Below are 13,867 nucleotides of genomic sequence, written 5' to 3' on the forward strand. Positions count from 1 at the left end.
GTTACCGGCCACGCCTGCGGGCGGCCGAGGCTTCGAGTCCTGATCTGCGGAGCTGGGCGCGCACCTGGCTGCCGCCTTCGGTGCCGCCGTCGGTCTGCGCCTCTCCCGAGGCCATCGCCTCCACGGTCTGGGCCAGCGCGGCCACCGTGGGCGCCTCGTAGAGGATGTGCGGGGGCAGTTCGGCCAGCTCGAACGCGCGGCGGACCGCGGCCACGATGGTGACGCCGAGCAGCGAGTTGCCGCCGAGTTCGAAGAAGTTGTCCAGGACGCCGACCCGCTCCAGCTTGAGCAGGTCGCACCAGATGCCGGCGATCTTCTCCTCACCGGGGCCGGTGGGCTCCTGGTAGGAGGTGACCAGTTCGGGGCGTGGGTGCCGCTCGCCGCTCGACTCGGCGGCGGTGACCGCCTCCAGCGTGAACATCGAGCTGCCCTCGACCAGCGTCGGGAAGTCCTGGGTGGAGACCACGACGCGGGGCTCGCCGCTGGCCAGCACCCGCAGCAGCGAGCGCCAGCCGTCCTCGAACCCGATGCCGATGCGCACCCGGTTCTTGCGGAAGAAGTCCTGGAGCCCCTCGTCGTAGCCGGCCAGGCCGGCCTCCCAGGCGTTCCAGGTCCACTCGCCCCAGTCGACCGACACCACGCGGGTGCCGGCGGCGGCCAGCCCGTGGGCGCAGGCGTCGAGGTAGGCGTTGGCGGCGCAGTAGTCCACCTGGCCGGGCCCGCCGCCGGTGGCGGAGGTGATCGAGGAGAACAGGACCAGGAAGTCCAGCTCGGCCTCGTCCGGCTCGCCCAGGCGCAGCGCCTCGGCCAGCGCCCGCATGCCGGCGATCTTGGGCGCCATCACCTCGTCGAGCTCTTCCGGCCGCTTGAACTGCATGAGCCCCATGCCGGGCACGCCCGCCGCGTGCAGCACGCCGTGCAGCGCGCCGAACCGCTCGCGGGCCCGCTCGACCGCGCGAGCCACGTCGGCGGCGCTGGACACGTCGCCGACGACCACCTCGACCTCGCCGCCGGCCGCCTCGATCGCCAGCACCCGCTCGACGCGGTGCCGGATCGTCTCGCCGGCCTGCTCGGCGCCGCCCAGGATCGCGGCCCAGCGGGAGCGCTCCGGCAGGCCGTTCCTGGCCAGCAGCACCAGCTTGGCCCGCGACTCCTTGGCGAGCTGCTCGGCCAGGCCGAGCGCGATGCCGCCCAGGCCGCCGGTGATCAGGAAGACGCCGCCGTCGCGCAGCGGCTCGGCCTCCGGCAGCGGCATGCGGTCGTAGCCGGGAACCCAGCGCCTGCCGCGGCGCAGCGCCACCGTCCTGGCGGACTGCTCGCGCAGCAGCTCGGCCGCCAGGTCGGCGGGGCCGTCCTGCTCGGCGTCGATGAAGCGGGTGCGGACGTTCGGGTACTCCAGCGGGATCACCAGGCTCGGGCCTATCAGCTGCGCGCTGTCCGGGTTCGGGACGTCCTCGCCGAGCACCTGCTGGGTGCCGGTGACGGCCACGTCCAGCGACCAGCTGTCCACGCCCGACTCGCCCGCCGCCCTGGCCAGCGCGACCAGCGTGTGGGGGCCCTGCTCCGTCGCGTCCAGCCCCCAGAGGTGGACGACCCGGTCGAGGGGACGGCCCGCGCCGCGCAGGTCTCTGAGCAGGGCCGCGGTGTCGGCCACGTTGCCGGGCCTGATCGTGTAGCCGTCCGGGGAGGCGGTGTAGGCGTCGCCGGGCCGTACCAGCGAGATGGGCTTGTCCGTGGTACGGCGGAGCTCGGCCACCACGCGCTCGGCCAGCCCGTCGCGGGTGTAGACCAGCCAGGTGGCGGGCTCGACCCTCGGCGAGGCGGTGACCTGGCGCCAGACGGGCTGGTAGAGCCACTGGTCCTCGGGCAGCTTGCCCAGGCTGGTGATCGCGTCGAACAGCGAGCCCTCGGCGATCGCGTCCTCGACCGTCCGCTTCCTGCCCTTGTTCGCGGGCGGGTCGATCCAGTAGCGCAGCCGCTGGAACGGGTAGGTGGGCAGCGGTACGCGGCCCGGCAGCCCGGCGGGGTCGGCGCCTTCGACGCGGCCGTGGTAGGCGTCCCAGTCGAGGGTGGCGCCGCCGAGCCAGAGGCGGGCCAGGCAGCCGGCGAACACCTCGTCGTCGGGCCGGTTGTCACCGGCGGCGGGCAGGACGTGGGAGATGAGCGGCCAGCGCTGCGGCGGGCAGCCCGCGCCGCGCACCAGCGCGCCGAGCGACTGGCCAGGGCCGATCTCCACGATCGCCAGCTCCGGGTCGGCCAGCAGGCTCTCCAGCCCGGCGGCGAAGCGCACGGTCTCGCACATGTGCCTGGCCCAGTAGCCGGGGTCGCGCACCTCGGCGCTGGCCACCTCGCCGGTCAGGTTCGACACGTACGGCAGCGCCGGGGCGTTGAGCCGGACGTTCTTCTTCACCCAGTCGGTGAGCTCGGCCGCGATCGGCTCCAGCATCCTGGAGTGGAAGGCGTGCGTCGTCTGCAGGGGCCGGCACGGCACCTCGGCCGCCCGCAGCCGTTCGGCCAGGGCGTTCACCGCCTCGCCGGGCCCGGCGACGACCGTCACCTGCGGCCCGTTGACGGCGGCCACGTCCAGGCCGTCCAGCGGGAAGCGGCGGCGCAGGCCGTCCTCGGGCAGGGAGATCGCGAGCATGGCGCCGCCGGGCAGTCCGGCGATGAGCCTGGCCCGGTGGGTGACGAGCTTGAGCGCGTCCTCCAGGGACAGGACTCCGGCCAGGGTGGCGGCGACGTACTCGCCGAGGCTGTAGCCGAGCATGATCCGCGGCTGGAGGCCCCAGTCCATGAGCGTGCGGGCCAGCGCGTGCTCGACGGCGAACAGCGCGGGCTGGACCAGCTCGGTGCGCTCCAGCCGGGCGGCGCGCTCGTCGGTGTCGCCGCCTCGGCCCAGCAGCGCGGCCAGGCCGGGGGCGCCGCCGCGCGCGCCGGTCAGGACGTCGTCCAGGTCCAGGTCCCGCAGCTGCTCAAGGCAGGTGTCGAGGTGGGCCTTGAAGACCGGCTCGTGCGCGTAGAGCCCGCCGACCAGGCCCGGGTACTGCTCGCCGACGCCGCCCAGCAGGAAGGCGACCTGCCGTCCCTGCACGGTGTCGACCCGGTTCAGCACTCCGGTGCCGGTCAGTTCCTCAGCGGCTTCGCCGACCGTGGCGGCGACCAGGGCCCGGCGGTGCTCGAACGTCTTGCGTCCCACCTGAAGGGTGTACGCGACGTCGGCGAGCCGGGCCCCGGTCGCCTCTCGCAGGTGCTCGCCGAGGCGCTGGCACGCCTGGTCCGCCGCCGTGGCATTGCGCGCGGACAGCGGGAGCACCTGGTACCTGCGCGGGGACTCGGGGGCGGTGTCCCTGGCAGGCGCCTGTTCGACGACGAGGTGCACGTTCGTGCCGCCCATGCCGAGCGAGTTGAGGCCGGCGATGCGCGGGCGCCCGTCGCGGGTGCGCCACTCGGCCAGCTCGGTGTTGACGTAGAACGGGCTGTCGTCGAAGTCGATCTCCGGGTTGGGGCTGGTGTAGTGCAGGCTCGGCGGGATCATCCCGCTGTCCAGCGCGAGCGCCGTCTTGATCAGGCCGCTGGCGCCGGCGGCGCGGTCGAGGTGACCGACGTTGGTCTTCACCGAGCCGATGGGGCAGTACTTCTTGTCGCTGGTCTGGCCGAAGGCCCGGGTCAGCGCGGCCACCTCGATCGGGTCGCCGAGCTCGGTCGCGGTGCCGTGGGCCTCGATGTAGCTGATGTCGTCGCCGCTCACGCCCGCGTCGGCCATCGCGTCGGCGATGACCCTGGCCTGGCCGACCACGCTGGGCGCGGTGTAGCCGACCTTGAGCGCGCCGTCGTTGTTCATGGCAGCGCCGCGGATGACCGCCCAGACGTGGTCGCCGTCGCGGATCGCGTCCGGCAGCCTCTTGAGCAGTACGGCCGCCGCCCCGTCGCCGAACATGCTGCCCCGCGCCTGCGCGTCGAACGTGCGCACGTGCCCGTCGGGCGACTCCTGCCCGCCCGGCCCGAACTTGTGTCCCACCCGGTCCGGCACCCGGATCGAGACGCCGCCGGCCAGCGCCAGCTCGCACTCGCCGGCCCGCAGGCTCTGCACCGCCATGTGCGCGGCCACCAGCGAGGTGGAGCAGAACGTCTGCACCGCCACGCTCGGCCCGTACAGGTCGAACAGGTAGGACACGACCGTGGTCAGGGCGTCCTTGTCGTTGCCCATGATGACTTCGAAGTCGCTGAAGTCGTCGCTGTCGGCGCCGAGCAGGTGGTCGCTCATGCGCAGCAGGTAGGTGCTGATGTTGGCGCCGCCGAACACGCCGACCCGGCCCCGGTTCTCGGGCGCGGCGTACCCGCCCTGCTCCAGCGCCTCCCAGCAGACCTCCAGGAAGGCCCGCTGCTGCGGGTCGGTGATCGCGGCCATGCGCGGGCTCATCCCGAAGAAGGCCGCGTCGAACTCGGCGACCTCGTCCAGGACCGGCCGCGCCGGCACGTAGGCCGGGTCACGGACCAGCTCGGGGTCCACGCCCGCCGCCACCAGCTCCTCCTCGGAGAAGAACGTGATGGACTCGACGCCGTCGCGCAGGTTGCGCCAGAAGGCGCCGACGTCGGAGGCGCCGGGGAAGCGCCCGGCCATGCCGACGATCGCGATCCGCCGGTCGTCGTCGTCCTTGCTGGGCGCGGCCCGCTCGACGACTCTCGCCGGCACCCTCGCCGGCGCCGTGGACACCGCCGCGCCGCGCTCGTCGAGGATCGCCGCCAGCCGGTTCACCGTCGGCGCCTCGAACAACATCACCGTCGGTACGGCCACGCCGAACCGCTCCTTCACCAGCCGGAGCATCTGCAGCGCGACCAGCGAGTTGCCGCCCAGGTCGAAGAAGTTGTCCCGGGTGCCGACCGGCTCGACGCCCAGCACCTCGGACCAGAGCTCGGCCAGGCCGCGCTCGGCGTCCGTGAGCGGCGGGCTGTACGGCTGCGGCAGCTCAGGACGGGGAAACCGGTCCCCCTTGGCCGTCACCGGCGTGGTCGCGGCGGCACGCGGCAGCCGGTCGTCCAGCCCGCCGGCCGCCACCACCAGGCCCGGCTCGGGCGCGGCCAGCAGCCGGTCGAAGGCGGCCATGCCCTCTTCCGTGCTCATCGAGTGCGCCACCATCGCGGCGCCCAGCCCGCCGCCCAGGCGCTCCAGCGACACCGCCCAGGTGTCCCATCCCGCCGCCACCCACGTCGTCGGGGTACGGCGGGCGTGCACGTGGTGGGCCAGCGCGGTCAGAGCGGCGTTGGCGGCGGCGTAGCTGCCGAACGTGATGCCGCCGAGGATCGAGGAGGTGGAGGAGAACAGCACGCAGAACGCGGGCGGCCGCTCCATCTCGTCGAAGACCCGCTCCAGGACCTTGGCGCCGGCCACCTTGGCGGCGAAGTGCCTGTCCACGGCGGTCTCGTCCAGGTCGCGCAGGGAGACGAAGGTGTCGGGGGTGCTCTCGGCGGCCAGGTGGATCACGCCGTCCACGCCGTCGAGCGCGGCGCGCATGGCGTCCGGGTCGGTGACGTCCACGGCCGGGGTCAGCACCTCGACGCCGCGCGCCCTGAGCCGCTCCACGCCTGCCCGCCGTGGGTCGGCGGCCTGCCCGTTGAGGCTGCGCAGGCCGTTGCGGCTGGTCAGGACGAGGCGGCCGGCTCCGGCGTCGGCCAGGTGGTCGGCCAGCAGCAGGCCCACCGGGCCCAGGCCGCCGGTGACCAGGTAGGCACCACCCTTCTTGACGCCCTCTCGGATCTCGGCGGACGGGTCGGCGGGGCGTACCGGCTCGAAAGAGCGCAGGAGGCGGCGGCCGTCGCGGTAGGCGGCCAGGACGTCGCCCTGCGGGGCGGCGATCTCGGCGGCCAGCAGCGCGGCCGCCTCCTCGGCGGTGAGGCCGGGCGGCAGGTCGACGGCGCGGCAGTCGAGGTTCAGGTACTCCTGGTTGGCCACCAGCGGCAGCGTCGCCACGGCCGCCTGGGCGGGAGACGGGCTCTCGCCGGGAAGCACGGCCTGGCCACCCGAGGTGGCCACGATGATCCGGGTGTTGTCGCCGCTCTCGGCCCAGGCGTCCAGGAGCGCGGAGACGGGCAGCAGGGCCTCGCGGCCGTCGCTGCCGGCGTCGGTGTGGTCGAGCATGCGCAGGTCGATGACCACGTCGGCCGATCCGTGCCCGGCGTCGGCCACCACGTCTGCCGGTCCCGGCCCGGCGTCGATCTCCACGTCGGTGCCCGCGGCGCGCAGGACCCTGGCCAGGGCTTCGGCGACGCCGCCGCGGTCGGCGACCAGCACGGCCCGCCCGACCGGCGCGGACGCCCCCGCGGTCTCGGCCGCGGTCCACTTCTCGGCCATCACCCGCACGTGCGGCACGGGCTCGGCGGCCGGTGCCGGGACGTCGATCGGCGCGACGGCCGCCGGCGTGGCGGTGGGCGCGTCCACCCAGTAGCGGGTGCGCTGGAACGGGTACGGCGGCAGCGACACCTTGGCCACCGGCCGGTCCTGCTGGTAGCCGGCCCAGTCCACCGGCACCCCGGCCAGCCACAGCCGGCCGACCGCCTCGGCGAGCACCTTCCCGGCGGGCCGCTGGTCGCTCTCGGCGGGCAGCGCCTGCACGATGAGCGGCCACCGGTCGCGCGGGCAGTCGCGGTGCCCGCGGACCATCGCGCCCAGCGACGGCCCGGGGCCGATCTCCAGCAGCGCGGCGTCGTCGTGCCCGAGCAGCGTGCCGATGACCTTGTCGAACTGCACGGGCGCGCACATGTGCTCGGCCCAGTAGCCGGGGTCGGTCACCTGCTCGGCGGTGGCGAGGGCGCCGGTCACGTTGGAGACGTAGGGGACGCGGGGCGGGTTGAGCGTGATGGTGTCCGCGATCCACGCGGTGAGCTCGCCGCGGATCGGCTCCATCATGCGCGAGTGGAAGGCGTGGGTGGTGGCCAGCGGGCGGCACGGAATCGACTCGGCCTCCAGCAGCGCCCGCACGGCCGCCATGCCCTCCGGCTCGCCGGAGATCACGGTCAGCTCGGGGCCGCTGACGGCGGCGACGTCCACGCCGGGGACCGGGGCGATGCGCGCCCGTACCTCGGCCTCGGGCAGCGGGACCGCGCTCATGGTCCCGGCGGGCAGCTGGTTGATCAGCTTGGCCCGGTGGGCGACCAGCGCGAGCGCGTCGTCCAGCGAGATGACCCCGGCCAGGGTCGCGGCCACGTACTCGCCGAGGCTGTAGCCGGCCAGGATCGACGGCTCGACGCCCCAGGAGCGCACCAGCCGCGCCAGCGCGTACTCCACCGCGAACAGCGCGGGCTGGAGCAGGTCGGTCGAGGTGGCGTCCGAGGCTTCGGCGCGGCCCAGCATCCTGGCCAGCGCGCCCGCCTCGCCCGTCACGCGGGGGCGGAGCATGCCGGCCAGCGGGTCGGCGCCGTCCATGAGCCCGCGCAGCGTCGTACGGCACCGGTCGAGCGCCTGGGCGAAGACCGGCTCGGTGTCATAGAGGTCGGCGGCCATGCCCGCGTACTGCTCGCCGGTGCCCGCCAGCAGGAACGCCACGGGCCGGTCGTCACGGGTGTCGGAGCGGGTGAGCACGGCCGGCTCGCGCAGCCCGGCCACGGCCTCGGCCGCGTCGCCTGCCACCAGGATCCTGCGGTGCCCGAACAGCTGGCGGCCCGACTGCAGCGTGTGGGCCACGTCGGCCAGCCGTACGCCGTCCTCGCCCTCCAGGTGGGCGGCCAGCCGGTCCGTCATCGCGTCCGCCGCCTCGGCGGTGCGCGCCGACCAGACCAGCAGCTCGGCCCTCGGCTCCGTCTCCGGCCTCGGCACCGGAGGGGCCTCCTCCAGAACCACGTGGGCGTTCGTGCCGCCGATCCCGAAGGCGCTGACCCCAGCCCTTCTGGTACGGCCCGCCGCCCTCGGCCAGGAGCGCAGCTCGGTGACGACCTCGATCTCGGCGTCGCCGCTGCTGAGCTGCTGGTTGGGCGTGACCAGGTTGAGCGTGGGCGGGATCTCGTCGTTGCGCAGCGCCAGCGCCGCCTTGATGAGGCTGGTGACCCCGGCCGCCCGGTCGAGGTGGCCCAGGTTCGTCTTCACCGAGCCGACGAGCAGCGACTCGCCGCGGAAGACCTGCTGGATCGCGGCGAGCTCGGCGGCGTCGCCGAGCGCGGTGCCGGTGCCGTGCGCCTCCACGTAGTCGATGTCGGCGGGCGCCAGGTCGGCGGCGGCCAGCGCCTCGGCCATGACCGAGGCCTGTCCCTGCACGCCGGGCGCGGTGAAGCCGACCTTCTTGCCGCCGTCGTTGTTGACCGCCCAGCCCCGGATGACGGCGTAGATCTGGTCGCCGGCGTCGAGCGCGTCCTCCAGGCGGCGCAGCACGATCACGCCGACGCCGCTGCCGAGCGGGCTGCCGAGTCCGGCCGCGTCGAAGGCGCGGCACTCGCCGTCGGGCGGGGCGATCCCGCCGGGCTGGTAGATGTAGCCGACCCGGTGCGGGACGTTGACGGCGACGCCGCCGGCCAGCGCCATGTCGCACTCGAACCCGGCCAGGCTCGTGGCGGCGGCGCAGATCGCGACCAGCGAGGTCGAGCAGTAGCTCTGCACGCCGTAGCTGGGCCCGGTCAGGCCGAGCGTGTGCGCGACGCGGGTGGTCAGCGAGTCCTTGTCGTTGGCCAGGCCGAGTGCCAGATGGCCCATGACCTCGCCGATGCCGCCGGGCAGCAGGTTGTTCTGCATGTAGGAGCTGTGGGCGCAGCCGCCGAAGACGCCGATGGAGCCGTCGAAGCGGGTCGGGTCACAGCCCGCGTCCTCCAGCGCCGCCCAGCTGTGCTCCATGAACAACCGGTGCTGCGGGTCGAGGATCTGCGCCTCCTTGGCGCCCAGCCCGAAGAACGAGGCGTCGAACAGGTCGATGCCCTCGATGACCGGGTTGGCCTTCACATAGCTGGGGTCCTGGAGCTGCTCATCGGTGACACCCTCGGCGCGCAGTTCCTCGTCGGTGAAGCGGGTGATCCCCGATCTGCCCGCCCTGATGGCGGACCACAACTCGGCGACGCCGGGCGCGCCCGGGAACCTCCCGGACATCCCGACGATCGCGATGTCGGTGCCGGCGCTCTCGTCACTCACGGTTCCTGTCCCTTCCGGTGCTGGGCCTTCCGCTTGCGGACCGGGCGCGGCGGCGCCGCTGACCCCTCGCCGAGCTGCTGGTCAGTACTTCCTGCGTGGCCGACTCGCCGCCGTCGACGGCCGCGGCGAACGCGGCCACGGTCGGGTGCTCGAACAGCACGGCCGGGGCGATCGGGACGCCGAGCTCCTTCTCGATGGCGAGCACCATGGCCATCCCGACCAGGGAGTTGCCGCCGAGGTCGAAGAACGGGTCGTGCACGCCCACCTGGGCGATGCCGAGGTAGGCGCCCCACATCTCGGCGATCAGCGTCTCCCGCTCGTTACGCGGTTGCGCGTAGTCGGTGCGCAGCTGCGGCCGGGGGAAGCGCTCGCCGCGCGGGACCGCGGAGGCGGCGCCGATGAGGTTGTCGATGTCGAGCATCGCCGTCCACTCCTTGACCACCTCCCCGAGTGGCTGCCTGGCGGCCAGGACGTAGCCGTGGCCGCCCTGGATGATCGTGTCGAGGAGCTCGTTGCCGGCCTCCTCGGCGAAGCCGTACCTCTCGCGGTAGGCGCGCACCCGCTCGGCCAGGCCGCCGGTGCCCTTGAAGTTCTCGGCCTGCCAGTCGTCGTGCAGCCAAGGGCCCCAGGAGATGGAGACGACCCTGGTGGAGGGTGCGGTGGCGGCCAGCGCCTCGCCGTAGGCGTCGAGGACGCTGTTGGCGGCGCAGTAGTCGCCCTCGCCGATGCCGCCGAACGCGGTGACCGCCGATGAGTACAGGACGAGCAGCTCCGGCCGCTCGTGCTCCGGGGTGCTCTCGCTGACCAGTTCGGCCAGCGGGCCCATGGCCAGGACCTTCGGCGCGAGCACCGCGCGGGCCTCGGCGACGGTCCTGCGCTGCATCAGCCCGCCCGCGGGCAGTCCGGCCGAGTGGATCAGGCCGTGCAGGGCGCCGTAGTGGCCGCGCACGTCCTGGATGGCCCGCCCGAACTCCTCCGCGTTCCCGGTGTCGGCGGCCACCAGCAGCACCTGCGCGCCCGCCGCCTCCAGCGCTGCGACGTCCTGGAGCGTGCGCTCCGCACGGCTGCCCGGCTCCGGCGTCACGTCCCTGTCGAGTGGGGTACGGCTCAGCAGCGCCAGCTTCCTGACCCCGGTCCGCACCAGATGCCTGGCCAGCCCCATCCCCAGCCCCCGGGTGCCACCCGTGATCAGGTAGACCCCGTCGAGCCGCCAGGGAGTGCCCTCGCCGGCAGGTTGGGACGGCACCTCGGACCAGGCGCGGAGCCAGCGGTGGTCGCGGCGCCAGGCGGCCAGGGCGTCGCTGCCGCCGATCTCGGCGATCAGTTCGGCGGCCAGTTGCCCGGCCACCGGCGCTCCGGCCGGGGCGTCGGGGTCGAGGTCGACGCCGGTCCAGCTCAGGTCCTTGAACTCGTGCTGCACCGCCCGCCCGAACCCGTGGGCCATGGCCTGCTGGGGCGCGAGCGCGTCCCCGCCGAGTACCTCGGTGGCGCCCCGGGTGACGGTGAGCAGCCGGGAGCCGGGGGTGACGTTCATGGCCTGGGTGGCCAGCAGCAGGCTGTCGAAGCCGTGGCCGATGGCCGCCACCAGGTCGGCGCGGTCGGACAGCAGGCTCCACAGGTGCGCCACGTGCACGGGGCCGTCGGGCAGGTCGCCGAACACCTCGGCGTAGTGGGCCGGGTCCGCGGGGTCGATGGTCAGGTGGCGGCCCGCACGGTGGGCGTGGGTGCCGGGGAGGACCTCGATGACCTTGGTGCCGCCGGCTTCGGCCAGGTCGGCGAGAGCCGTACCGGCGAGGCCGTCGGAGAAGATCACGAGCGGGCCGGGAAGGGAGAGGAAGGCCGGGAGGGCGGGCCGGGCGGCGGCCCGCTGCCACGCGGGCACGAACCGGAAGTCGGCCGGGTCGCTCGACCGCGCGGGAACGGCGGGGGAAGTGCCGCCGGTCCTGATGACGGTGGCGGGGACGATGTCGTGGCCGGGCTCGGGCCAGAAGCGGGTGCGCTGGAACGGGTAGCCGGGCAGGGTGGTCACGCCGGCGCCGGACGGGCCGGTCAGGTCCCAGCGGAGCGTCGCGCCCAGCTCCCACAGCCGGCCCGCGCTCTCCAGCAGCTCGGTCCTGGCGTCGCGGCGCTCGCCGGTCGTCCACAGCGCGGGCAGCGTGCCGAGGACGGCGGCGGGACCGGCGCCGATGAGGTTCTGGCGGACCAGCCCGCCGAGCGTCTGCCCGGCGCCCAGCTCGATGAAGACGTCGATGTCCTGGTCGACGCAGTGGCGTACCCCGTCGGCGAAGCGGACCGGGCTGACGAGCTGGTCGGCCCAGTAGGTGGCGCTGACGGCCTGTTCAGGGGTGAGGGCGGCGCCGGTGAGGTTGGCGACGATCGTGGTGGCCGGCGGCTTTCGCGGCACGGTCTCCAGCAGGGCCAGCAGCTTGTCGCGGGCCGGCTGCAGCAACGAGCTGTGGAAGGCGTGCGCCGAGCGCATCGGGCGGCAGGCCAGCCCGGCGGCCATCAGCACCGCCGTGGCCTGCTCGATCTGGCTGGGCAGGCCGCTCAGGACCGTCATCGACGGGCCGTTGAGCGCGGCGACGTCGACCTCCAGGTCGGGCAGCGCCTCGCGGATGCGCTCCTCCGAGGCGGCCACGGCGACCATGCGGCCCGCCGGGACCGCGTTGATCAGGTGGGCCCGCTCGATCACCACGTGCAGGGCGTCCTCAAGGGTGAAGACGCCTGCCAGGCAGGCGGCCACGTACTCGCCGAGGCTGTAGCCGATCAGCATGTCGGGGGCGACGCCCCAGTGCGCGAGCAGCTTGGCCAGCGCGTACTCGACCGTGAACTGGAAGGGGTGGGCGATCGGGGCGTGGTCGAGCGGGTCGTCGGCGCGCTCGCCGGTGTCGCGGCCGAGCAGCGCGGCCAGGTCGTCCTGCCTCGGGGCGGCGTCGGCGTCGAAGAAGGGGCGCAGGTCCAGGTCGGCGTGGGCGAGCACCCGCTCGACGCACTCGTCCACAGCCTGTGCGTAGACGGGCTCGCTCGCGTAGAGCTCCTTGCCCAGGCCGGCGTACTGGTCGCCGACGCCGGGGAGCAGGAAGGCGATCTTCGGGTTGTCCTTGGCCCTGGGGATCGCGGGGGCCTGGGCCAGGGAGCGCAGGCGGGTGACGGCCTCGCGCAGGTCCTCGACGACCAGCAGGCGGCGGTGGTCCAGGTGGGCGCGGCCGTTCTGCAGCGTGCGGGCCACGTCGGCGGGGCGCAGGTCCGGCTGCTCGGTCAGGTGGGCCGCCAGCCGTCCGGCGTGCTCGCGCAGCGCCGCCTCGCTGCCCGCCGAGACGGGAAGGGCGTAGACGGGGGCGTGCGCTGACGACGCCTCGGGGGCGGGGGCGGCTTCCAGGACCACGTGGGCGTTCGAGCCCGACAGTCCGAACGAGCTGACGCCCGCCAGCCTCGGCGCCAGCTCCAGCACCTCGTTGACCGGCTGGACGGTGCCGTCCTCGGGGATGGCCGTCGCGGGACGGTCCAGGTTGAGGTTGGGCGGCACCAGGCCGTTCTCCAGCACCAGCACGGTCTTGATCAGCCCGGCCACCCCGGCCGCGGCCTGGGTGTGGCCGATGTTGGTCTTGATGGCGCCCACCCGCAGCGGCCGCTCGGCCGGACGCTCGCCGAACACGTCGTGCAGGGCCGACAGCTCGATCGCGTCGCCGAGCTGGGTGCCGGAGCCGTGCGCCTCCACGTAGTCGACCTCGTCGGCGCGGACCCGTGCGGCGGTGTGCGCGCGGGTGATCACGTCGACCTGGGCGCTCCTGCTGGGCGCGGTGAGCCCGTTGCTGCGCCCATCCTGGTTGACCGCCGAGCCCCTGATGACCGCCCGGATACGCCGCCCGTTGGCCAGCGCCTTCGACAGCGGCTCCAGAACCACCAGGCCGCCGCCCTCGCCCATGACGTAGCCGTCGGCGCCCTCGTCGAAGGTCTTGCACCGGCCGTCGGAGCACATCATCATGCCCGCGCACGCCTGGATGAACATCGACGGGTGCAGGGTGAGCGAGCAGCCCGCGGCCAGCGCCAGGTCGCACTCGCCCCTGCGCAGGCTCTCGACGGCCAGGTGCACCGCGATCAGCGAGGAGGAGCAGGCGGTGTCCACGCTCATCGTGGGGCCGGTCAGGTCGAGCTGATAGGCGATCCGGCCGGCGGCCACGCTGGTGATGGCGCCCTGGCCCAGGTACGGGTCGGCGACCGCGTCCCGGCCCTGGAGCTCCATCTGGAGCCGGCCGTACTGGAGGGTGTCCATGTAGCCGACCATCACGCCGGTCCTGCTGCCGGCCATCCGGTCGGGGGCCAGGCCCGCGTTCTCCAAGCCTTCCCACGCCAGTTCCAGCAGCAGCCGTTGCTGCGGGTCCATGCGCAGCGCCTCGCGCGGCGAGATGCCGAAGAACTCCGCGTCCCAGCCGGTCACGTCGTCGAGGAAGCAGCCGTAGCGCGTGTACATGCCGCCCGGCTTCTGCGGGTCGGGGTCGTAATAGTCATCGATGTCCCAGCGCGCCGGCGGCACCTCGCCGACGGCGCTCCGGCCTTCGCGCAGCAGGTCCCACAGGCCCTCGACCGTGTCGCCGCCACCCGGGTAGCGGCAGGCCATGCCGACGACAGCGATGGGCTCGTGGCGGCGGTCCTCGGCCTCGGTGAGGTTCCGGCGCGCTTGGGCCAGCTCGACGGTCACACGCTTGAGGTAGGCGCGCAGCTTTTCCTCGGTCCCCATCGGGCGAACCTTTCCGGTAACGG

General features: G+C 74.1%; 2 protein-coding genes. Both read right to left on the bottom strand.

Annotated elements, in window-relative coordinates; all coding sequences use genetic code 11:
* Position 1 precedes the first annotated feature (1 nt).
* Positions 2-9,106 (bottom strand): type I polyketide synthase, encoded by a 9,105-nt coding sequence (locus tag HNR40_RS40525; RefSeq protein ID WP_184971178.1) that lies wholly within the window; start codon positions 9,104-9,106, stop codon positions 2-4.
* Positions 9,099-13,844, bottom strand: a complete 4,746-nt coding sequence (locus HNR40_RS40530; RefSeq protein WP_184971179.1) for a type I polyketide synthase — start codon at positions 13,842-13,844, stop codon at positions 9,099-9,101. Before HNR40_RS40530 ends, HNR40_RS40525 begins: the two co-directional genes overlap by 8 nt.
* Between the last annotated feature and the right edge of the window lie 23 nt (positions 13,845-13,867).

The sequence above is a fragment of the Nonomuraea endophytica genome (genome assembly GCF_014203235.1).
GTDB lineage: Bacteria > Actinomycetota > Actinomycetes > Streptosporangiales > Streptosporangiaceae > Nonomuraea > Nonomuraea endophytica.

Bases quoted from the DNA above. Each gene is read 5' to 3' on its own strand.
- HNR40_RS40530 (WP_184971179.1), bottom strand. From the start codon at position 13,844: ATGGGGACCGAGGAAAAGCTGCGCGCCTACCTCAAGCGTGTGACCGTC.